At 60.0% G+C, this 20,692-nt stretch carries 19 protein-coding genes; 12 read left to right on the top strand and 7 right to left on the bottom strand.

Going from position 1 to position 20,692, the window contains the following annotated elements; genetic code table 11:
* Positions 1–58: 58 nt before the first annotated feature.
* Positions 59–976: a LysR family transcriptional regulator gene (locus BDE40_RS09050; protein WP_134014255.1), complete on the top strand. Its 918-nt coding sequence runs from the start codon at positions 59–61 to the stop codon at positions 974–976.
* Here BDE40_RS09050 and BDE40_RS09045 read toward each other — a convergent pair.
* Positions 973–1,884 carry a DMT family transporter gene (locus BDE40_RS09045; protein WP_134014254.1) on the bottom strand — a complete coding sequence of 304 codons (912 nt, stop codon included), beginning with the start codon at positions 1,882–1,884 and terminating at the stop codon, positions 973–975. The genes BDE40_RS09050 and BDE40_RS09045 overlap by 4 nt on opposite strands.
* Positions 1,885–1,984: 100 nt before the next feature.
* Between BDE40_RS09045 and BDE40_RS09040 the strand changes: the two genes are divergently transcribed.
* The 6 genes from BDE40_RS09040 to BDE40_RS09015 all read left to right on the top strand — a co-directional run bounded on the left by BDE40_RS09040 (position 1,985) and on the right by BDE40_RS09015 (position 9,351).
* Entirely contained in the window at positions 1,985–2,782 is a 798-nt protein-coding gene (locus BDE40_RS09040; protein ID WP_073142855.1) for an inositol monophosphatase family protein, read from the top strand.
* 619 nt (positions 2,783–3,401) lie between these two features.
* The gene (locus tag BDE40_RS09035; protein ID WP_121020708.1) at positions 3,402–3,683 is read left to right on the top strand and encodes a DUF4212 domain-containing protein; all 282 of its coding nucleotides are present in this window, start codon (positions 3,402–3,404) and stop codon (positions 3,681–3,683) included.
* Positions 3,684–3,687: 4 nt separating this feature from the next.
* Entirely contained in the window at positions 3,688–5,487 is a 1,800-nt protein-coding gene (locus tag BDE40_RS09030) for a sodium:solute symporter family protein (protein WP_134014253.1), read from the top strand.
* A 94-nt stretch (positions 5,488–5,581) separates the two neighbouring features.
* On the top strand, positions 5,582–7,408 hold the full coding sequence (locus BDE40_RS09025) for a DUF294 nucleotidyltransferase-like domain-containing protein (RefSeq protein ID WP_134014252.1): 1,827 nt from the start codon (positions 5,582–5,584) through the stop codon (positions 7,406–7,408).
* Between the two features lie 19 nt (positions 7,409–7,427).
* Positions 7,428–7,949, top strand: a complete 522-nt coding sequence (locus tag BDE40_RS09020; RefSeq protein WP_134014251.1) for a hypothetical protein — start codon at positions 7,428–7,430, stop codon at positions 7,947–7,949.
* Position 7,950: 1 nt separating this feature from the next.
* Positions 7,951–9,351 (top strand): 3'-5' exonuclease, encoded by a 1,401-nt coding sequence (locus BDE40_RS09015; protein WP_134014250.1) that lies wholly within the window; start codon positions 7,951–7,953, stop codon positions 9,349–9,351.
* Between the two features lie 30 nt (positions 9,352–9,381).
* Here the strand turns inward: BDE40_RS09015 and ygfZ are convergent, their stop codons facing one another.
* Positions 9,382–10,137 carry a CAF17-like 4Fe-4S cluster assembly/insertion protein YgfZ gene (gene ygfZ / locus BDE40_RS09010; RefSeq protein WP_134014249.1) on the bottom strand — a complete coding sequence of 252 codons (756 nt, stop codon included), beginning with the start codon at positions 10,135–10,137 and terminating at the stop codon, positions 9,382–9,384.
* A 64-nt stretch (positions 10,138–10,201) separates the two neighbouring features.
* Between ygfZ and BDE40_RS09005 the strand changes: the two genes are divergently transcribed.
* Together BDE40_RS09005 and BDE40_RS09000 are read left to right on the top strand one after the other, a co-directional pair.
* The gene (locus tag BDE40_RS09005) at positions 10,202–10,888 is read left to right on the top strand and encodes a TIGR04283 family arsenosugar biosynthesis glycosyltransferase (protein WP_134014248.1); all 687 of its coding nucleotides are present in this window, start codon (positions 10,202–10,204) and stop codon (positions 10,886–10,888) included.
* Between the two features lie 94 nt (positions 10,889–10,982).
* A complete protein-coding gene (locus BDE40_RS09000; protein WP_134014247.1) occupies positions 10,983–12,194 on the top strand; it encodes a pyridoxal-phosphate-dependent aminotransferase family protein in 1,212 nt (403 codons plus the stop codon).
* Here BDE40_RS09000 and BDE40_RS18210 read toward each other — a convergent pair whose 3' ends face one another.
* Together BDE40_RS18210 and BDE40_RS08995 are read right to left on the bottom strand one after the other, a co-directional pair.
* Complete coding sequence (locus BDE40_RS18210; protein WP_162848065.1) at positions 12,195–12,368, bottom strand: hypothetical protein; 174 nt, start codon at positions 12,366–12,368, stop codon at positions 12,195–12,197.
* 63 nt (positions 12,369–12,431) lie between these two features.
* Positions 12,432–13,535: a pyridoxal phosphate-dependent aminotransferase gene (locus BDE40_RS08995; RefSeq protein ID WP_134014246.1), complete on the bottom strand. Its 1,104-nt coding sequence runs from the start codon at positions 13,533–13,535 to the stop codon at positions 12,432–12,434.
* An 81-nt stretch (positions 13,536–13,616) separates the two neighbouring features.
* Here BDE40_RS08995 and BDE40_RS08990 point away from each other — a divergent pair, with 81 nt between their 5' ends.
* Both BDE40_RS08990 and BDE40_RS08985 read left to right on the top strand, forming a co-directional pair.
* The gene (locus tag BDE40_RS08990; RefSeq protein WP_134014245.1) at positions 13,617–13,781 is read left to right on the top strand and encodes a Tat pathway signal protein; all 165 of its coding nucleotides are present in this window, start codon (positions 13,617–13,619) and stop codon (positions 13,779–13,781) included.
* Positions 13,782–13,820: 39 nt separating this feature from the next.
* The gene (locus BDE40_RS08985; RefSeq protein WP_134014244.1) at positions 13,821–14,594 is read left to right on the top strand and encodes a crotonase/enoyl-CoA hydratase family protein; all 774 of its coding nucleotides are present in this window, start codon (positions 13,821–13,823) and stop codon (positions 14,592–14,594) included.
* Positions 14,595–14,795: 201 nt separating this feature from the next.
* Here BDE40_RS08985 and BDE40_RS08980 read toward each other — a convergent pair whose 3' ends face one another.
* On the bottom strand, positions 14,796–17,900 hold the full coding sequence (locus tag BDE40_RS08980; protein WP_134014243.1) for a valine--tRNA ligase: 3,105 nt from the start codon (positions 17,898–17,900) through the stop codon (positions 14,796–14,798).
* A gap of 62 nt (positions 17,901–17,962) precedes the next feature.
* Positions 17,963–18,556: an HD domain-containing protein gene (locus BDE40_RS08975; RefSeq protein ID WP_134014242.1), complete on the bottom strand. Its 594-nt coding sequence runs from the start codon at positions 18,554–18,556 to the stop codon at positions 17,963–17,965.
* A 171-nt stretch (positions 18,557–18,727) separates the two neighbouring features.
* On the opposite strand from BDE40_RS08975, the gene kynA reads away from it, so the two are divergent.
* A complete protein-coding gene (kynA, locus tag BDE40_RS08970) occupies positions 18,728–19,570 on the top strand; it encodes a tryptophan 2,3-dioxygenase (RefSeq protein WP_134014241.1) in 843 nt (280 codons plus the stop codon).
* Here kynA and BDE40_RS08965 read toward each other — a convergent pair.
* Entirely contained in the window at positions 19,567–20,637 is a 1,071-nt protein-coding gene (locus tag BDE40_RS08965; RefSeq protein ID WP_134014240.1) for a DUF2235 domain-containing protein, read from the bottom strand. The genes kynA and BDE40_RS08965 overlap by 4 nt on opposite strands.
* Between the last annotated feature and the right edge of the window lie 55 nt (positions 20,638–20,692).

The raw sequence follows: 20,692 nt of genomic DNA, 5'->3' as shown, positions 1-20,692 counted from the left end.
TGCCATGCTGTGCCATGTGAGACAAATTCATAACTTTCACCATCATTATGAGGATCGCATGCATATCGAGTTTCGCCACCTTCGGACGGTGCGTGCCATTCACGAGGCAGGCGGTCTGGCCAAGGCTGCCGACCGGCTGAATATCACCCAAAGCGCGCTGAGCCATCAGATCAAAGGGCTTGAGGATCAAGCGGGGGTGGAGCTGTTTATTCGGCGGGCCAAACCGATGAAACTGACCTCGGCGGGGATGAAACTGCTGCGGCTGGCAGAGCGTATTTTGCCCGAGGTCGAGGCGATGCAGGCGGATTTCGAGGGGCTGCGGGTCGGCAAGACGGGGCGTTTGCATATCGCGATTGAGTGCCATGCCTGTTTTGAATGGTTGTTTCCAGTGCTGGAGGGCTTCCGCAAGAACTGGCCGGATGTGGATGTGGATATCCGCCCCGGTCTGTCGTTTGACGGGCTGCCGGCATTGATGCGGGAGGAGGTGGATCTGGTGGTCTCGTCGGACCCTGAAGACCTGCCGGGCGTGGATTTCACGCCGTTGTTCGACTACGAGCCGGTGTTTGTCGCGTCCTCGCAAAACCCGTTGGCGCAGAAAGAGTATATCGAGGCCGAGGACTTTCGCGACCAGTTGCTCATCACCTACCCCGTGGACCGGACGCGACTGGACGTGTTCACCGAATTGCTGGCCCCTGCGGGGGTGGAGCCGAAAGCCATGCGGCAGGTGGAACTGACGGCGGTGATCTTGCTGCTGGTCGCGTCCAACCGTGGCGTGGCGGTGCTGCCGGACTGGGTGGTGCGCGAGGTGCGCTATAACTCCGACTACGTCACGCGGCCATTGACCAAAGGCGGGCGCACCAAACGGCTTTATGCGGCGACGCGCAGCGAGGATACGTCGAAGCCGTTCATGGCGAATGTCATCCGCTTGGCGCGCACGGAGCCGTTAAAGTTGCAACGCGCGCCGGAGAAGGTTTAGGCGGCGGGGGGCACCAGTTTGGCCAAGTTACGCTCTCGCATCAGGATATAGAGGCCAGCGGTCATGGTGATGCAAATACCAAGCATCGCCAAACTGTTGGGCCAATCGCCGAAGACCGCGAAGCCGACCATCGTGGCAATCGGGATTTCCAGATACTGGATCGGGGCGACCGTGGCGGAGGGCGCGAAGCGCAGGCTCCACGTCATGACCAGATGCGCGAAAGTGCCAAGCAGGCCGATGGCCACGAGCATGGACCAGACATTTGATCCTTCGGGCATGACGAGCTGGAATTGCTCAATCGTATCCGTGCCTGGGATGAAGTACATGGCGGCAAGGATGATGGTGGCCACGATGCCGCTGACGGCTTGGAGGCTGATGGGATCGGCATGTTTGGCGACTTGCCGCGTGACCAGCATGAACAGGGCAAAGACCACGGCGACCACCAAGGGCAACAGGGCAGGGGCGCCGACGGCAGCGAAGCTGGGCTGGATCACGAACAACGTGCCGATGAAGCCCACGACGCAGGCCAAAAGGCGACGCATGCCGACTTCTTCGTCCAGCACGTATTTTCCGAGCAACAGCATGATGAACGGCATGACGAAGGCGATGGCGACCGCGTCGGCCAAGGGCAGATAGCGCAGGGATGAAAACATCGCGCCGATACCGATGATATGGAGCACCGAGCGTAGCACGGTGAGCCGCAAAACGCGGCGTGACATCAGTAATGTGCGGCCTGTGAGCAGGGCCAGCGGGATCAGCACCGCCGTTTGCACCCCGAAGCGGGTTAGCAGCAACTGTCCCAGTGGAATGCTTTCGCCCAACAGCTTCGCCATCGCGTCGCCCATAGGGGCGAGGATGCAAAAGCCGATCATGAGCATGATGCCTAGAAGGGGACGGTCAGCGGACATGACGCGACGCTCGTTCAAAAGCGCGGTATCCGCAAGGGCTTTCCCTATGCGGTGGATGGGTCTATACGCGCCTCCAAACCTCTCCACAGGATGATGACCCATGCAAGGCAGCGCAAACCTTAACGTAATGATCAAAGCCGCACGCGTGGCTGGCCGGTCGCTGGTAAAAGACTTTCGCGAAGTCGAGAACCTTCAGGTCTCGATGAAGGGTGCAGGGGATTTTGTGTCCCGTGCCGATACCGCTGCCGAGGCCATCATCAAGGAACAACTGATGGATGCCCGCCCGACCTATGGCTGGGTTGGTGAGGAAAGCGACCCGATCGAGGGTACGGATCCGACGCGGCGCTGGATCGTGGACCCGCTGGATGGCACCACCAACTTCCTGCACGGGATGCCGCATTTTGCCGTGTCGATTGCGCTGGAGCACAAGGGCGAGATCGTGTCCGCCGTTGTATATGACCCTGCCAAGGACGAAATGTTCGTGGCCGAAAAGGGCGAGGGCGCGTTCATGAACGAGCAGCGCCTGCGCGTGTCCGGTCGCCACAAGATGATCGAAAGCGTGTTTGCGACAGGCTTGCCGTTTGGCGGCAGCAAACATTTGCCAGCGGCCTTGCAAGACCTTGCGCGGTTGTTGCCGCAATGCGCGGGTGTGCGCCGTTGGGGCGCCGCTGCACTTGATTTGGCCTATGTGGCCGCTGGCCGGTATGACGGCTACTGGGAGCGGGGCCTGAACATCTGGGACATCGCGGGTGGTGTCTTGCTGGTCAAAGAGGCGGGCGGCTTTATCGAACCGATCCGCGAGGATCAAAGCCTGCTGGAAGGCGGCCAGATGATCGCGGCAAACCCCGACATTTTCCCGGCCTTCGCGAAGACGATCCGCGAGCGCGATCAAGGGTAAGCTGAATCAAGTAGCGGCTGCTTGAAGCTCTGAGGTCAGGGCGGGCATCTGCTGGATGAGGGCTTTGCCGCACCGCTGAACGGGTGCGAACTGTCGTCTCGATTCGAGTATTTCATCTTTGCTACCCCCAACCGGCACGCTGCGCGGGCGTGGTTTGGTGCGGGTCTGAACAGGTTTGCATGAAACGGCCGAACTGTCCGCGCGTTAACATCAGAATTCGGCTGAACCGACTAACAGGCATCGCTTTGAGTTTGTTCGAATTTGGCGATTTGACGCAGGTCATCTTTACAACTTGAAAAGTTATCTGAAAATTAATTTACAAAAAAATACAGCCACACCAGTAAGATAGTCCAATTTTTACACGTAATGACGTAGCGTTATTGGGATTACCCCGAGGAAAATTGACGTCGCGATCAACCTTCCTCTTCCGACACTGGTTTGAGGAGGCCGTGATGGAACCCGTGAAAACGTCTGATTACTGCAGGGCTCTCCTTCTGCCGCACCGCACTGCGTGTGATCAGGGCCGGATTGCCGAGTACCGCGCGACGTAGAAGACACCACGCCGGGACCGCGGGTCAGGCGTTTCGAATTTGAACATTAACTAAGGAGGAGCGCCACAATGGCGGATCAATCAACACACACAAAGGCTGCGGCGGACGGGGCTGGCTACTGGACAGCCAACATCCGTATCATCGTCATCAGCCTTATCATCTGGGCGCTGGTGTCCTTCGGCTTCGGCATCCTGCTGCGCCCGATGATCTCGGGCATTTCCGTTGGCGGCACTGATCTGGGCTTCTGGTTTGCCCAACAGGGTTCGATCCTCGTCTTTCTTGCGCTGATCTTTTTTTACGCGTGGCGGATGAACAAACTCGACCGTGAATACGGCGTAGAGGAGGACTGATCTGATGGACCAGTTTACAATTAACCTGCTGTTCGTGGGCGCGTCTTTCGCGCTTTATATCGGCATCGCGATCTGGGCCCGCGCGGGTTCCACATCTGAATTCTATGCCGCTGGTCGGGGTGTTCACCCTGTCACCAACGGCATGGCAACTGCTGCGGACTGGATGTCGGCGGCGTCCTTCATCGGCATGGCCGGTCTTATCGCTTTCACCGGCTACGACAATTCGACCTTCCTTATGGGTTGGACGGGTGGCTACGTGCTGCTGGCGCTGCTGCTTGCCCCCTATCTTCGCAAGTTCGGCAAATTCACCGTGTCCGAATTCATCGGCGACCGCTTCTACTCGCCAACCGCGCGTATCGTGGCTGTGATCTGTTTGATCGTGGCATCGACCACATATGTGATCGGGCAGATGACAGGCGTGGGCGTGGCTTTTGGCCGGTTCCTAGAAATCTCCAACACTTCCGGTCTGTTGATCGGTGCTTGTGTGGTGTTTGCCTATGCGGTTTTTGGCGGCATGAAAGGTGTGACATACACCCAAGTGGCACAATACGTCGTGCTGATCATGGCCTACACCATTCCTGCTGTGTTCATCTCTTTGCAACTGACGGGCAATCCGATTCCGGCGCTTGGCCTCTTTGGCGAGACTGCGGCTGCGGGTGGTGAAGGATCTGTCTACCTGTTGCAGAAGCTTGACCAAGTCGTCACAGAGCTTGGCTTTGCCAGCTATACGGAGGCGCATAAAGACAACCTGAACATGGTTCTCTTCACGCTGTCTCTGATGATCGGTACAGCCGGTTTGCCACACGTCATCATGCGCTTCTTCACGGTTCCAAAAGTGTCCGACGCACGTTGGTCTGCTGGCTGGGCGTTGGTGTTCATTGCGTTGTTGTATCTGACGGCTCCGGCTGTGGGCGCCATGGCGCGTCTGAACATCACCAACCTGATGTGGCCAAACGGCACAGCCAACGAGGCCGTTTCGGTCGAGGCTATCCAAAACGATAGCGAGTACAATTGGATGCTGACGTGGCAGAAAACTGGCCTTCTCGACTGGGAAGACAAGAACGGCGACGGCAAAATCCAGTACTACAACGACAAGTCCGATGCGATGGCCGAAAAAGCCGCGGCGAATGGCTGGGAAGGCAACGAACTGACCAAGTTCAACCGCGACATCCTTGTGTTGGCGAACCCTGAAATCGCAAGCCTCCCAAGTTGGGTTATTGGTCTTGTGGCGGCAGGTGGTCTGGCGGCGGCGCTGTCCACGGCGGCGGGTCTGCTACTGGCGATCTCGTCTGCGGTGAGCCATGACCTTCTGAAAGGTCAGCTGACGCCGAACATGTCCGAGAAGTCGGAGCTGTTGTCGGCGCGGATTGCCATGGCGGTTGCCATTGGTGTGGCGACGATCCTCGGGCTCAATCCTCCGGGATTTGCGGCGCAAACCGTGGCCCTTGCCTTCGGTCTGGCTGCGGCGTCGATCTTCCCGGCTTTGATGATGGGCATCTTCTCCAAGCGCGTGAACAACGTAGGCGCTGTGTCGGGGATGTTGGCGGGCCTTGGCTTCACGCTGGTCTACATCTTCCTGCACAAGGGCTGGCTGTTCATCGCGGGCACCAACTCTTTCCCTGACACTGTTGACGGCTCGCTCTTGGGCATTCAGTCGACAGCTATCGGTGCTGTGGGTGCGTTGATCAACTTCGCGGTGGCCTACATCGTCTCGATGTCGACTGCTGACACACCGCAGGACATCAAGGACCTTGTCGAAAGCGTGCGTGTACCAGCTGGTGCAGGCGGTGCGGTCGACCACTAAAACAATTGGGGCCAGCGGCATTTAGCCCGCTGGCCCTCTTTTACGATCTATGCACTTTAAGAGCGACAAGAACGCTCTGACAGCGGGACATCTTATGACTGACACCGCCCTCCAATTTCTCCCTAACCTTCACCCGTATGATGTGCTGCCGAAGGCGACGCTGGGCGCAATCGCCAAGCGGGTCAAAGTGATTGACATAGCCAAGGGAGCGACTGTCTATGATGTCGGTGATACGCTTCAGGGCTTATATATTGTTGTAAGCGGCAGCGTTTGTGTGCGCGATGACGCGGGCCACGAAATTTCACATTTGCAAAGCGAGAACTCGTTTGGGGAGCGTGGATTGCTGCGCAACGGGGTGGCCGTGACCTCCGCCTGTGCGGAGGAAGACAGCCAGCTGATCTGCATCCCGCCGGACGTTTTCCACAAGCTGCGCGCCGAGCATGACCCTTACCGCCGGTTCTTTGACCGGACCCGTGCTGATACGACCAACGACGCGGCCCTAGCGTTCGATCTGACCAGCGTGCGGGTCGAGACGCTGATGGCGCCTGACCCGATGACTTGCGCACCTTCAATGACAATTCGGGACGCCGCCAAGCTGATGCGGGACCAGCGGATTTCGTGCCTTTGCGTGACCGAGGAAGATGCGCTTGTCGGCATTCTAACGCTGCGTGACCTGTCGGGTAAGGCGCTGGCTGAGGGCCTCGACTACAGCACACCCGTGGCCGAAATTATGACCAGCGCGCCCCGTACTTTGCCACCCTCGGCCATCGGGTCGGACGTGCTGCACATGATGATGGAGCACAGGTTGGGCCATTTGCCGATCGTCTCCGGTCAGACGTTGGTGGGCATCGTGACGCAAACCGACCTGACCCGCTTTCAGGCGTCGAGCACCGCGGGCTTCGTTGCCGAAGCGGCCGAGGCCCAGACGGCTGAGGGCTTGGCCGAGGTAACCAAACGCATTCCCAACCTGCTGGTCCAACTGGTCGCGGCTGGCAACCGGCATGATGTCGTGACCCGCATGATTACTGATATTGCCGATGTGGTAACGCGCCGTTTGTTGACGCTGGCCGAAGAAAAATTCGGGCCACCGCCCGCGCGCTACGTCTGGCTGGCCTGTGGCAGCCAAGGGCGGCAGGAACAAACCGGCGTGTCCGATCAGGACAATTGCCTGATCCTTGAGGACGAGCTGAGCGAAGCGGCACTCGCCTATTTCGAGCCCTTCGCGCAGTTTGTCAGCGATGGTCTGAACGCATGTGGCTATGTCTATTGCCCGGGTGATATGATGGCGACGAACCCGCGCTGGCGGCAGCCTTTGTCGGTCTGGCGCGACTATTTTCAACATTGGATCAAAAGCCCCAGCAAAGAGGCGCAGATGCTGGCCTCGGTCATGTTCGACCTGCGGCCCATTGGCGGTGACGCGAGCCTGTTCGAGGGTCTGCAAACCCAAACGCTTGAGGCTGCTGCCGCCAATTCGATTTTTACCGCCCACATGGCCAGCAACGCCCTGACCCACGCAACGCCGTTGGGATTATTGAAGGGGCTTGCCACCATCCGTTCCGGTGAACACCGCAACACCATTGACATGAAGCTGAACGGCGTTGTTCCTGTGGTTGATCTGGGCCGGATGTACGCGCTGCAAGGCAAGCTGGATGTGGTCAACACCCGCGCCCGGCTGGAAGGGGCTATTGCGGCGAAGGCTGTCTCGCAAAGTGGCGGTCAGGACTTGCTGGACGCCTATGATCTGGTGGCGCAAAGCCGTCTGGACCATCAGGCGGCCCAAATCAAACACGGCAAGGCGCCGGACAACTTCCTGCCACCGGCGGAGTTGTCGGCATTCGAGCGCAGCCATTTGCGTGACGCGTTTGTGGTGATCAAAACGATGCAATCCGCGCTGATGCAGGGGCGCGGCATGCTAGGGTAACGAAACAAGGGAGGGGCATATGTTCTTTGAACTCATCGGCACGATCGTGGCGGGCGCAGCTGCGGCCCTTCTTGTGTGGGCGATAAACCGGACGCTGAAAGGACGCTTGCCCAGTTGGCTGGTTCCTGCCGCAGCCGGTGCTGCGATGCTGATGGCGACGATTTCCAGTGAATACGGCTGGTTCGCGCGGACATCTGCCAACATGCCGCAAGGCATGGTTGTGGCGCATGCCATCGAGGAAAAAGCGTTTTACCGCCCGTGGACCTACATCAAGCCCTTCGTGGCGCGTTTTGTCGCCGTTGATCAGGTGTCGGTGCGCACCCATCCGGCACAGCCCGATCAGCGGATCGTTGATTTGGTGTTCTATGGCCGTTGGTCGCGAACGGCGAAGGTGCCGATGCTGTTTGACTGTGCCAACGGCAAACGCGCCGATGTGGAAGACGGTATCGAGTTCGGGGCGGATGGCGATGTCTTGAATGCCCAATGGCGGTCGGTCGCGGAGGACGACCCCGTTTTGAAAGCCGCCTGCGAGGCCTCATGACATGACGCATCTCAGCCTCCGACTGCGCATCTTTTTGTTCTTCTGTCTGATCGGCTTCGGCGGGTTGGCAGTGGTTCTAGGCGCACTCTGGCTGGGGTATCGGCAATTGGGCGACCCCTCCGCGATGTCGGCCTTTGCGACGGTGGCCATTGTCTCAGGGTTCGGGTTGCTGGCGCTGGCGACCTTTGTCTGGCGGTTGTTCGACGAGAATGTCAGCAAGCCGATCGAGCATCTGGCCGCGCAGTTTCGCGTGCGAGCCAATGCGGATGTGGTTGCCGAAATTGACGCACGCACGGCGCAGTATCTGGGCGATCTGGCCCCTGCGGCCTCGGCCATTCAGCAAAAGCTTGGACAGGCCAGCAAGGCGACCGCCGAAACGGTGGCGCAGAATACAGCGCGGCTGGAGTACCAGCGCGTGCAGCTGTTGCGTATCTTGTCTGACATTCCCGTCGCGGTGATTGTTGCGACGCGCGACCACCAGATCGTTTTGTATGACGGGCAGGCGGCTGAACTGATGGAGCGCGAAGCACCGGTTCGCTTGAACGGTTCGGTCTTTGACTACCTTGAGAAATCGTCGCTTCTTGAAACCCTCTCGCAGATGAAGGCCGACGGCGCCATTCGGCGCGAGATCGCGATCAAGGGCCATTGCGGGGCGATCTATTCCGGCCATATCCGCCTGTTCGAAGCCGACGAAAGCTACACGTTGATGCTGGAGCCGCTTGCACCTCATGCTGAGCGCCCGTTGGTCTATGACTTTGACTTGTTTGAGAAAACGCAGTCTAGCGACCCGAACGAGACCGCAATGCGCGATCTGACTTTCGTGGTGTTTGACAGCGAGACGACGGGACTGGATCCTGCCAAAGATGATGTCGTGCAATTGGGCGCGGTGCGTGTTGTGAACGGCAAGATCGTTGCGACCGAGAGGTTCGAGACTTTGGTTAATCCGGGCCGCCCGATTCCGCCAAGCTCGACCAAAGTGCATCATGTCGATGATGCGATGGTTGCCGATGCGCCAGCTTTCCCGCAGGCGCGCGCTGCCTTTCATCGCTTTGCACAAGGCTCTGTCATTGTCGCCCATAACGCGCCGTTTGATATGGCGTTTTTGCACCGCGAGCAGGCTAAGGACGCGCCTCGGTTCGACAATCCGGTCCTTGATACCGTTCACCTGTCGGCGGTGGTATTCGGGGGGTCGTCCGAGCACACGTTGGATGCGATTTGCGACCGGCTATCGGTCGAAATCCCTTCGGAGTTGCGGCACACCGCATTGGGTGACGCGATGGCCACCGCGCAGGTTCTGGTGGCGCTGATGCCGATACTGGAAGCGCGGGGGTTGCGCAGCTTCGGTGAGGTTCGCGAAGAGGTCAAAAAGCACGTCAGGATTTTGAAAATCCAAGACTCCTAATGGGTGCTTCTGGTGGCAAGCGCTGCCGCGTCAGTCCCGCACGTAGTCCACACGGGCATCGCCGGCTGTCATGCCCTCGGTGGCGCGGTCAAAGCGCAGATAGGCAATCGCCTGCCCGCCGGACTGGGTATAGAGCGTGCCGACAGCCTTGTTATGGGCGTCGATTGGCGTGCCGACAGGGGCTTCGCCGTCGATGTTGACCAAGGCCAGCCCTTTGCGCAGCTCGGTCTTGTGCTTCATGCGCGCGGTGACCTCCTGACCGACATAGCAGCCCTTGCGGAAATCGACGCCGTTCAGCCGCTCGAACCCCATTTCCAGAATGAAACTGTCATCGGCGACCAGCTCTATGCCCATCTCGGGGATGCAATGCGCCACGCGGATCGCGTCCCAATCCACGTCGGCCTGTTCTTCAAATGCAAAGCCCGGCCCGTAGGCGCGCCAGCCAAGGGCTTCATGGCGCGGATCAGCAAAGGCACCATCCGGGATATTGTCCACTCCGCGTGTCACATCGACCTTCAATTCGTGCAGCTTCACATCGGCGCGCAGTTTGTAGAAGGTCAGCCGCCGCATCAGCGCCTCGCCATAGGGTGCAGCGACGTCGATCAGGATCGCATCCTTCCAAGGCACCAGAAAGAAATCCACCTGAAACTTGCCCTGCGGGGTTAGCAATGCGACATAGACAATGCCGTCCGACAGCTTGGCCAGATCATTGGTGACAAGCCCTTGCAGGAAATCCACCCGATCCCCGCCGCTCACTTCGATCAACATGCGTGTGGTGTCTGGCATTTGGTTCTCCATGTCCTCTTTGCTCTGTCATATAGGAGGCGGGGGTGGGTATAACAGCCCCGATATGTCTGCACCGTTTTCCATCGTGATCCCAACCCTGAATGCGGCGGCCGAGCTGCCGGAGACCCTGAACGCTTTGATGCCGGGGTTGGAGAGGGGGATGATCCGAGATTTGATCGTCTCGGACGGGGGTAGCACGGACGCGACGCTTGAGGTCGCGGAAGCAGCGGGAGCGGTCGTGGTGAGTGGCGCGAAGGGGCGTGGCGGGCAGCTGCACCGAGGTGCCGAAGCCGCAAAGGGTGAGTGGCTGTTGTTTCTGCATGCCGACACGCATCTGCCCCCCGATTGGGTCGGGGCCGCCGCCGTTCACCGCATAGGGCATCCTAATCTTGCAGCGGCGTTCCGATTGCGGTTTCGCGCCAAGGGGCTGGCCCCGCGGATCGTTGCGTCATGGGCGAACCTGCGCAGCGCTGCGCTGAACCTGCCTTACGGCGACCAAGGTTTGCTAATGTCGCGTGATTTATACGACTATTCCGGCGGCTACCCAGATCAGCCCTTGATGGAGGACGTCGCCATGGCGCGGGCTTTGAAGGGGCGCATCCGGCTGTTGGATACTTTTGCTGCCACAGGCGCGGAACGCTACGTGCAAAACGGCTGGCTTCGTCAAAGCCTGCGCAATTTCGGCACTTTGACGCGTTACAGCTTCGGGGCTGATCCTGAAGAGTTGTCCAAGCGCTATCACAAAGGCTGATCCGCCGCATAACTGATAGCGAATTGACGGCCCCTGCGGACGGCTCTACCTCTTGGGGTCAAGTCGTTGCTCTGGTTTCCAAAAGGCCTGTTTCATGTCCAATTTGCCCAACCTGTCCCATGGCCGTCATACGCTGGCCATTCCCGGCCCTTCAGTGATGCCAGATCGCGTGTTGCAGGCGATGCACCGCCCCGCGCCGAACATCTATACGGGCGAGTTGATCGACATGACTTATTCGCTGGTCCCTGACCTGAAGGCTGTGGCGAAGACCAGTGGCCATGTCGCGATGTATGTCGGCAATGGTCATGCCGCGTGGGAGGCGTCGCTGGCCAATGTGCTGGCTCTTGGCGACAAGGTTCTGGTGCCGGGGGGCGCGCAGTTTTCCATCGGCTGGGCCGAAACCGCACGCAAGCGCGGGCTGGTCGTGGAGCAGCTTGATTTCGGTCGCCGTGCGCCGATTGACCCGCAAGCCGTTGAAGACGCGTTGCGGGCTGATAGCGGCCACGAGATCAAGGCCGTACTGGTGGTGCAAACCGACACCGCCAGCTCTGCCAAGTCCGACCTCGCGGCTATTCGAAAAGCTATGGACGCGGCGGGGCATCCGGCCTTGATGATCGTCGACAGCATTGCGTGCCTTGGCTGCGATGACATGCAGATGGATGCGTGGGGCGTTGATGTGGCGGTGACCGGAAGTCAGAAAGGGCTGATGGTACCGCCCGGCATGTGTTTCGTGTTCTTTAACGACAAGGCCGCCGCCGTGCGCCAAAAGATGGAGCGCGTTTCGGGCTACTGGGACTGGCATCCGCGGGCCAATCCCGAAGGCTATTACCAGATGTCCTGTGGCACAGCGCCAACCCACCATCTTTACGGCTTGCGTGTAGCGCTCGACATGATCGTCCACGAAGAAGGTCTGGAGAATGTGCTGGCCCGCCACGCGACGCTGGCGCGGGGTTTGTGGGCGGCATGTGACGCTTGGGGACAAGGTGGCCCGCTGGAGCTGAACATCACTGATCCGGCGGCGCGCAGCAACGCGGTGACGTCGCTGCGGATCGGCGCCCCACATGGCACCGAGTTGCGCAATTGGTTGATCGAACAGGCAGGGCTTACGTTGGGCATCGGCCTTGGAATGGCGACCGAAGATGACCCGATGTCCGACGGCTTCTTCCGCATCGGCCATATGGGTCACGTGAACATACATATGCTGATGGGCACGCTCGGCTCGATTGATGCAGGACTGAAGGCGTTGAACATCCCCCATGGCGACGGGGCTTTGGCGGCGGCGGCACGGGTTTGCGCGGGGAAGTAGCTAGTCGCGCTTTGGGATTTTCTGCAAAATCACATGCAAAAACAGGCTGGTGAGCAGCGATATCGCGTATCCGAACGCCGCCCAGAGTATGAACAGCCCTGAGAACAGGACCACATAGGCCATGACCAGAAACGGCTTGGTGTAATCCTCGACCCGACCGGGTGGCTGTGACATGGGCGCGTCCTTTCTCCTCCCTTAGCCTAGCGTGGCTTTTGGCAAAGAACAGTCGCGTTTGCGTTATCCGGCGGCGGCCAGCGCTTTCGGCAGGGCGGATTCCAGCAGCTTCATGTCCTGATCGCTGCCGCAACTGATGCGGATGGCACGGTCTTGCGGGGCCACGAAGGGCATCCTGACGAACAAGCCCTGATCCAGCAATCCGGCGAGCACCTTGCGGGCGTAGTCGCCATCCTTACCGCAATCCACAGCGACAAAGTTGGTGGCCGAGGGCAGGGGTGTCAGTCCGTTGTCACGCCCGATTTTCGCAATCCGGTCACGGGACGCGGCCACCTTGGCACTGATGTCGGACAGGTAGTCCTGATCGCGCAAGGCGGCCAAAGCGCCTGCTTGGCTGATCCGGCACATACCGAAATGGTTGCGTATTTTGTTGAAGGCGCTGATGTTTTCGGCCTCGCCCAACGCATAGCCCACCCGCGCACCTGCCATGCCGTGCCCCTTGGAGAAGGTGCGCATACGGATCACGTTGGGATTGGACATGTCGAGCGCCGGTGCTGTGCCACTTGGGGCAAGCTCGATATAGGCCTCGTCCAGAATCAACAGACAGTCGTCCGGCACCGCGTCGATCATCCGCTGCACTGCCACCGCGTCATGCCAACTGCCCATCGGGTTGTCGGGGTTGGCAAAATAGATCAGCCGCGCGCCGGTTTCGCGGGCTTTTGCCAGCAGTGCGTCAGGGTCTTCGTGGTCGTCGCGGTAGGGGACCGTGTGCAGATTGCCGCCAAAACCGGCGACGTGGTAGTTGAACGTCGGGTAGGCACCAGCGGAGGTCACAACGGCAGTGCCGTGCTCAACGTAAAGCCGCACCAGATACCCTAACAGAGCATCGATGCCCTCGCCCAACATGACATTTTCGGGCGCGATGCCATGATGCACAGCCAGCGCTTGGCGCAGGTCGTAGCTCTCGGGGTCGCCATATTGCCAAACCTCGGAGGCGGCGATCTTCATTGCGGCAATCGCTTTGGGTGAAGGGCCAAAAACGCTTTCATTCGCACCAAGGCGGGCTTTGAACGCGTTTCCGCTGGCCCGCTCCAGAGCCTCAGGCCCCACGAATGGAACGGAGGCAGGAAGGCTGTCGGCAAGCGGGGTTAGGGGCGGTCTGTTCATGCGTCAGAGTTTGACCGTGTTTTGGCATTGCTTGCAAGTGGGCGCGCGGATCCCCACCTAAGAAGAACGGAGGGTTTATCCATGCCACACCTCACACGCCGCGGCTTCATGGCTGCAACTCTAGCTACCGGTGCTAGCCGCGCGGTGCCGATCGCTATCAAAGCCCGCAAACCACGGGTCATTCTGGAGCTTGTCTTTGACAAGGCACTGGGCATGATGCGCGCAGTTGAACGTATCGTTAGGTAACACTGGCCTGCCCCAGTCCTTGCGGCTACGCTTTGCGTCATGAGCTTGGTTACAACAGATATCGCCGACGGCATTGCACGGGTCACGTTGAATCGTCCCGATAAGATGAACGCCATCTCCCTAGACATGCTGGACGAGGTTCTTGCTGCTGCCGATGCTCTGCGCGGTGCAGATGTGAACTGCGTCGTCCTGTCGGGCGAGGGGCGGGCGTTCTGCGCAGGGATCGATATTGCCTCGCTGTCCAGCCTTCTGGGTCAAGACATGGATGAGCTGATCATTCGCCGCACCCATGGAGATGCCAACCGGTTTCAGGAGTTCTCCCTCGCGTGGCGTAAGCTGGAGGTGCCGGTCATTGCGGCACTTCACGGGGTTTGTTTTGGTGCCGGAATGCAATTGGCGATTGGCGCCGATATCCGCGTGGCCGCGTTGGAGACCAAGCTGTCGATCATGGAAATGAAATGGGGTCTGGTGCCCGACATGGGCGGCATGACACTGTTCCCACAGGTGCTGCGCGACGATGTGTTGCGTAGACTCACCTACACAGCCGAGATCGTGGAGGCGGAGCAGGCGCTTGCTTATGGGCTGGTCACAGAGGTCTGTGAAGACCCACTGGCGCGCGCAATGGAGCTTGCAAAACAAATCGCCGCGCAAAGCCCAAGCGCAGTTCGTGCCGCGAAACGGCTGATCGCGGAGGCACAAACGGGCACGACATCGAGCATTCTAATGGCGGAGTCTGTTGAGCAGGCCGCGCTGATCGGCAAACAGGATCAAATGGCGGCAGTCATGCGGGGCATGGCGAAATCCGAAAAGTAAGAGGCGGCTGAGGTCGCCCCCAGCCGCGCTCCGAAGATCGCGCCTGGCGGTCTCCATCCGGTCCGGTCATCGGCTCTCCAGCCTGTACCGGACTTTCAGTTAGGCGCGATTCCTGTTTCCATTTGGTTAAAAATACTCAAATCGCCGCGTCTTATTCGGGTGCAGGAGTTTGAGTATTTAAGACCAAATGGAGACGGGGCGTCATCCCAATTCAGCCAACCTTGCGAGAGCAGCTTTCAGTTTGCCTTCTTCTTCCTCACGCGCGGCGAGGTTTTCGCGGGCTTCCTCCACGACCTCGGGGGGGGCGCTTTCGGCGAATTTGGGATTGTTTAGGCGACCTCGCAGACCGCCTAACTCCTTGGCCAGTTTACCTAAAGTTTTCTCCAGCCGCGTTTTCTCCGCGTCCACGTCGATGATACCCGCCAGCGGCAGCGCGAAGCTGCCACCGGCGACGGGGATGGTGACTGAGCCTTTCGGCGCGGGGCCTTCGGTGACACCTTCGATACGGGCGAGCTTCAGGATCAGGGCCTCGTTATTAGCGAAAGCGGTGCGGCCTGCGGCGTCCAGATCGACCTGAACCAACGGCACTTTCAAGCCCGCAGGCACGTGCATTTCGCCGCGCGCAGAGCGAACGGTGTCGATCAGGGAGATCACCCAGTTCATTTCCGCATCCGCAGATTTGTCAACTAATTCAGCGCCATAGGTGGGCCAATCTTGATGGACAAGCATGGCGTCGCGCTTGGCGGTGGCGCCCCAAAGCTCTTCGGTGATAAACGGCATGATCGGGTGCAGCAGGATCATGCATTGGTCCAGAACCCATGCCATTGTCGCGCGGGTCTCGGCCTTTTCGGCGTCGGTTCCGTCGAGCAGGAGGGGCTTGGAGAACTCCACATACCAGTCGCACACCTTGCCCCAGACGAAGCGGTAAAGGGCGTCGGCGGCGTCGTTGAAGCGGTAGTTTTCGAGCGCGTGGTCGACCTCCATCCGGACCTTGGCGGTCTCGCCGAGGATCCATTTGTTGACCGTAAATTCGAGGTCTGCGGGGCGTCGGCTTTGCGTCGGCTTTGTGTCGGGCAAACCGTAGGCCTCGTTCATCTCGGCGAAGCGCACGGCGTTCCACAGTTTGGTGCCGAAGTTGCGGTAGCCTGCGATGCGTTGCATGTCCATTTTCAGCACGCCGCCGAGCGACGCCATGGCCGCGTTGGTGAAGCGCAGGGCGTCGGCGCCATACTCGTCGATGATCTCCAGTGGGTCGACCACGTTGCCGGTGGATTTCGACATTTTCTTGCCTTTGGCGTCGCGCACCAGCCCGTGCAGGTAGACCGTGTCGAACGGGATTTGGTCCACAACCGCCAGTTGCATCATCATCATGCGGGCGACCCAGAAGAACAGGATGTCCTGCCCTGTGACCAAGGTGGAGGTCGGGAAGTATTTCGCCAGTTCCGGCGTCTGTTCGGGCCAGCCGAGCGTGCCGATGGGCCAGAGGCCGGACGAGAACCACGTGTCCAGCACATCCGCGTCGCGCCAGATCGGGTAGACCAGTTTGGTCGGGTCTTGCGTGACGTTGTATTCGGCCAGACCGGTGGCGAACAGGTGCAGCGCCTCGCCGCGATCCTCGACTTCAACGGGGCGCGCGTGGTTCAGCGGCGTTGGCAGCTTTGCCAGAATGTCCTCGAATTGTCCGGTCACGCCGTCGAACTCCGTCGCGCAGTGATGCACATCGGGGTTGGCGGCGATGGCCTCGTTGCTGAGCAAACGGCCAATCTCCACCGCATCCAGATCGCCGTTGCCTTCGTCATCCTTGAAGCCTGCGGCATTCAGGTCGAAGCCGTACCAGACGGGGATTTGATGGCCCCACCACAGCTGGCGGGAAATGCACCAAGGCTCGATGTTTTCCAGCCAGTGGAAATACACCTTCTCGCCGCTGTCCGGCATGATCTTCACGTCACCGTTGCGCACCGCGTCCAGCGCGGGGCCGACGATCTTGTCGGTTTCCACAAACCACTGGTCGGTCAACATCGGCTCGATCACCACCTTCGAGCGGTCGCCGAAGGGCTGCATGATCGGCTTGCTCTCGACGTAAGGGACCAGTTCGGAGCTTTCCTGCCCGTCCTCTTCGTCGATCACGGGGACGGTGACCATGACGGCCAAACCTTCGTTGGTGATATCCTCGACCACGGCTTTGCGGGCCTCGAACCGGTCCATGCCGCGATAGGCGTCGGGGACGAGGTTCATGCGGGCGACCATACGCTCGCCAAACTCGCGCTCGCCAGTGGCGATCGCTTGGGCTATGGCGGCTTCTTCGGCGTAGGGGCGGCCATCGGTGCGCATCGCGCCTTTGGTGTCCATCAGGTTATACATCGGGATGCCGCCGCGCTTGGCGACCTGGTAGTCGTTGAAGTCATGCGCGCCGGTGATTTTCACCGCGCCGGAGCCGAAATCCTTGTCAGGGTATTCGTCGGTGATGATCGGGATCAGTCGGCGATGCTCTTTCGGGCCAACGGGAATTTCGCAGAGTTTTCCTACGATTGGCGCATAACGCTCATCTGTTGGATGAACCGCAACTGCGCCGTCGCCCAGCATGGTCTCAGGCCGTGTGGTGGCAATTGAGATGTAGTCGCGGGTTTCGCGCAGGGTGACGTTGCCGTCCTCGTCCTTCTCGACATATTCATAGGTTTCGCCGCCCGCCAGCGGGTATTTGAAGTGCCACATATGGCCGGGCGTCTCGATATTCTCGACCTCCAGATCGGAGATCGCGGTCTCGAAATGCGGGTCCCAGTTGACGAGGCGTTTGCCGCGATAGATCAGGCCTTTGTTATACATCTCGACGAAGACTTTGATCACCGCGTCGGGGAAGTTGCCGGACATGGTGAAGGCTTCGCGCGACCAATCACACGACGCGCCGAGGCGTTTCAGTTGGTCGCGGATGGTGCCGCCGGACTGCTCTTTCCACGCCCAGACATGCTCCAGAAATTCGGGGCGGGTCATGTCGGTGCGTTTCTTGCCCTCTTTGGCCAATTCGCGCTCCACCACCATCTGGGTGGCGATGCCTGCGTGGTCCGTGCCTGCCTGCCACAAAGTGTCGTAGCCCTGCATCCGCTTCCAGCGGATCAGGATGTCCTGCAACGTATTGTTGAAGGCGTGACCCATGTGCAGGACGCCGGTGACGTTGGGGGGAGGGATCATGATGCTGAAGGTTTCGGCGCGCTTGGCGTTGGCACCTGCGGTGAAGCAGCCCGCCGCTTCCCAAGCCGCATACAGGCGGCTTTCGGCTTCGGTCGCGTTAAATGTTTTTTCCATCGCCATGATCTTCGTCCTCATATGGGGTTGAAGATCATCTACCGAACGGGGCGGCGAAGGAAAAGGGGCTATGCAGTCAGCGGCTCCCTTTCGCCCGCGCGAATCACGGCGGGATCATAGGGGGTTCGGGCGAACACCTCGTGCACCCGTGCGCGGAAATGGTCCAGCGGCAGAGTGTCATAGGCGGGGTCAAAGCTGGCTTGGTCCCAGCGTTCGCAGAAGGTGGCGCAGTCGTCGAAATAGGGGTGGCCTTTGTAGGCGTCGCGCTTGTGCGGGTCGGCGCCGACATGTTCGCCAAAGTAGATCATCTGGAAGTCGCCGTGTTTTTCGACCACCCATACGCATTGCTCGCGCACGAAGGGTTTCAGGATGGTGGCGGCGTATTCGTCGTGGTTGTAGGGCGCGAAAATGTCGCCGATGTCATGGAGCAGGGTGGAGACGATCCAGTCGGTGTCTGCTCCGTCGCGTTCTGCCCGCGTGGCGGATTGCAAGGAGTGCCCGAGGCGGGTGATCTGATAGCCTGACAGGCTTTCATCCAGCGAGACCAGTGCTGTGAGCAAGCGGTCGGCGGTGCCTTTGGTGTATTCGGCCTCGTGGTGGGTCAGGAAGTCGTAGTCTTCCTTGTCGCCGTCTTTCATGGCGGTGAATTTGACTGTTTCCATGGTGTGCATCTCCCAGGCTGAGGTTGCTTGAGCTTGGCTGCGGATGCGTGGGGCGTCAACGAGATAGGTCCTGGTGCCTTGGATCGGCTGTCACATCGCGCAAGGCTTGGGTTGCAGTGGCGCGGCAGAGGGATACCATGCGGCAACTGCCACTTTCAGGAGCATGAGTTTATGACCACGGACACGCCGTATGACCCCGCCGAGGAGGGCGCGCAGATGCGTTTTGACGGGCGGATGTCGTATAACGACTACCTTCGGCTGGACATGGTGTTGGGCGCGCAAGAGTGCCTGACGCAGACGCATGACGAAATGCTGTTTATCATCCAGCACCAGACGTCCGAGTTGTGGATGCGGCTGGCCTTGCATGAGATTGGTGCTGCGCGGGCGGCCATTCGGTCCGATCAGTTGCAGCCTGCGTTCAAGATGCTGAGCCGTGTGGCGAAGATATTCGAGCAGTTGAACAACGCGTGGGACGTGCTGCGGACCATGACGCCCAGCGAATATACGGCGTTTCGGGATGATCTGGGGCAGTCGTCCGGGTTTCAGTCATGGCAATATCGGCTGATCGAGTTCGCCGTGGGCAACCGCAACCCCGCGATGGTCAAGCCGCACGCGCATCGCGCGGATATTATGGAGAAGATCACGGCGGAACTGGCGCAGCCGTCGCTTTATGACGAGGCCGTGCGGGCTTTGGCGCGGGCGGGGCTTGCGGTGCCGCAGGAGGTGCTGGACCGCGATGTGTCTGGCACGCATGCATTTAGCGACGGGGTGATGGCGGCTTGGGCGGTGGTGTATCGCGACCCGCAGGCGCATTGGGCGCTATATGAGCTGGCCGAGAAGCTGGTGGATTTCGAGGACTACTTCCGCCGCTGGCGCTTCAACCACGTCACCACGGTCGAGCGGGTGATTGGCTTCAAGCGCGGGACAGGCGGGACGGGGGGTGTCAGCTACCTGAAGCGGATGCTGGAGGTGGAGTTGTTTCCGGAGTTGTGGCGCGTGCGCACCGAGCTTTAGCCGCGCGAGGCAGCTTTGAGCTGCGCCTTGCTGGCGGGCACGAAGCCTTGCGGGCTGTTGACCACGCTTGGGTGCAACCGCTCTGACGGGTCACGACCGACGACGCGGGCGCGCCTTTGCCAGAACAGTTTGCCCCAGTGCCGCCACGTGCCCACAGACGGGGCTTCGACGTCGCGCGGGAAGCGTGCGCGCCAGTCATCGGGCAGGGGCAGGCCACAGGTTTCGGCTTTCTCCAGCATCCAGACGAGCGAGATATTGGCCAAGGGCCGCGCCTTGTCGTAGCCCATCAGATGGCCGCCCACATCGCCATGCGCGCCTTTGAACCAGACCTGTTCCAACACGCCCTTAAAGCCTTCACGGCTTTCCCACATCACTGGCTCGAATACGCGGCGGGTTTCGTTGAGGGCCAACGCGTGGAAGCCATTCTTGACCGCACAGCCAAGCGAGTGGTTGTGAAATTCATGCTCCACCGGAGAAAACCGCCACAGAAACGGCGCGCGGAAGCCCAAGGCGCGGACGGTGTCCCAGATGCCAATCATCTCGATATTGGCTTCCTTGTGACAATGCTGTTCGTGAAACGCCTTGCAGGCCTTCGAGGTCGGGCTTCTGCGGTAGTGGCGGTAGGCTTGGCGCACGTTGCGCTCAGTAGCGCAGTCGGCGCGCAGCAGACCGACCTGATCAATGACGCCCGCAAGGCTGCGCACGGCATAGGCCCCGCGCGAATAGCCGAACAGGAAGATGCGGTCACCGGGGCGGTAGCGCGAGGCGATGAAGCCGTAAGCGTTGCGGATCTGGCGGTTGATGCCGACGCCCGCCATGATGTCTATCGCGCGGCGCAACCCCTGCCACTGAATGCCGGACTCGTATTTCAGCGACAGCGCTTTGTTCGGGGCCATCTCCGACAACAGCCGGAAGGTCATGCCCGCATGAGTCTCGAACCCGCTTTCCAAGGTGGACATGGTTCCGTCGAGGATGATCACGTGGGTGACTGGACCGCGGGTGCCTTTGGGATGCACCGAACGCGGGGCGGGGCCAAAGCCTACGAGGGATTTGAGACGGTCAGACATGGGGCGGACATATCCGCCAAGCCTTTCCATTCCCTTATACCAGCGCACGTTACTC

Source organism: Litoreibacter halocynthiae (assembly GCF_004365635.1).
In the GTDB taxonomy this organism is placed as follows: domain Bacteria; phylum Pseudomonadota; class Alphaproteobacteria; order Rhodobacterales; family Rhodobacteraceae; genus Litoreibacter; species Litoreibacter halocynthiae.
Note: the sequence above shows the minus strand (reverse complement) of the source record. Positions and strands in the feature narration are given on the sequence as shown.

Bases quoted from the DNA above. Each gene is read 5' to 3' on its own strand.
- BDE40_RS08965 (WP_134014240.1), bottom strand. From the start codon at position 20,637: ATGTCTGACCGTCTCAAATCCCTCGTAGGCTTTGGCCCCGCCCCGCGT.
- BDE40_RS08990 (WP_134014245.1), top strand. From the start codon at position 13,617: ATGCCACACCTCACACGCCGCGGCTTCATGGCTGCAACTCTAGCTACC.
- BDE40_RS09005 (WP_134014248.1), top strand. From the start codon at position 10,202: ATGTCTGCACCGTTTTCCATCGTGATCCCAACCCTGAATGCGGCGGCC.
- BDE40_RS09000 (WP_134014247.1), top strand. From the start codon at position 10,983: ATGTCCAATTTGCCCAACCTGTCCCATGGCCGTCATACGCTGGCCATT.
- BDE40_RS09020 (WP_134014251.1), top strand. From the start codon at position 7,428: ATGTTCTTTGAACTCATCGGCACGATCGTGGCGGGCGCAGCTGCGGCC.
- BDE40_RS08985 (WP_134014244.1), top strand. From the start codon at position 13,821: ATGAGCTTGGTTACAACAGATATCGCCGACGGCATTGCACGGGTCACG.
- BDE40_RS09050 (WP_134014255.1), top strand. From the start codon at position 59: ATGCATATCGAGTTTCGCCACCTTCGGACGGTGCGTGCCATTCACGAG.
- BDE40_RS09015 (WP_134014250.1), top strand. From the start codon at position 7,951: ATGACGCATCTCAGCCTCCGACTGCGCATCTTTTTGTTCTTCTGTCTG.
- BDE40_RS09045 (WP_134014254.1), bottom strand. From the start codon at position 1,884: ATGTCCGCTGACCGTCCCCTTCTAGGCATCATGCTCATGATCGGCTTT.
- BDE40_RS09040 (WP_073142855.1), top strand. From the start codon at position 1,985: ATGCAAGGCAGCGCAAACCTTAACGTAATGATCAAAGCCGCACGCGTG.
- BDE40_RS08975 (WP_134014242.1), bottom strand. From the start codon at position 18,556: ATGGAAACAGTCAAATTCACCGCCATGAAAGACGGCGACAAGGAAGAC.
- ygfZ (WP_134014249.1), bottom strand. From the start codon at position 10,137: ATGCCAGACACCACACGCATGTTGATCGAAGTGAGCGGCGGGGATCGG.
- kynA (WP_134014241.1), top strand. From the start codon at position 18,728: ATGACCACGGACACGCCGTATGACCCCGCCGAGGAGGGCGCGCAGATG.
- BDE40_RS08980 (WP_134014243.1), bottom strand. From the start codon at position 17,900: ATGGCGATGGAAAAAACATTTAACGCGACCGAAGCCGAAAGCCGCCTG.
- BDE40_RS08995 (WP_134014246.1), bottom strand. From the start codon at position 13,535: ATGAACAGACCGCCCCTAACCCCGCTTGCCGACAGCCTTCCTGCCTCC.
- BDE40_RS09025 (WP_134014252.1), top strand. From the start codon at position 5,582: ATGACTGACACCGCCCTCCAATTTCTCCCTAACCTTCACCCGTATGAT.
- BDE40_RS18210 (WP_162848065.1), bottom strand. From the start codon at position 12,368: ATGTCACAGCCACCCGGTCGGGTCGAGGATTACACCAAGCCGTTTCTG.
- BDE40_RS09030 (WP_134014253.1), top strand. From the start codon at position 3,688: ATGGACCAGTTTACAATTAACCTGCTGTTCGTGGGCGCGTCTTTCGCG.
- BDE40_RS09035 (WP_121020708.1), top strand. From the start codon at position 3,402: ATGGCGGATCAATCAACACACACAAAGGCTGCGGCGGACGGGGCTGGC.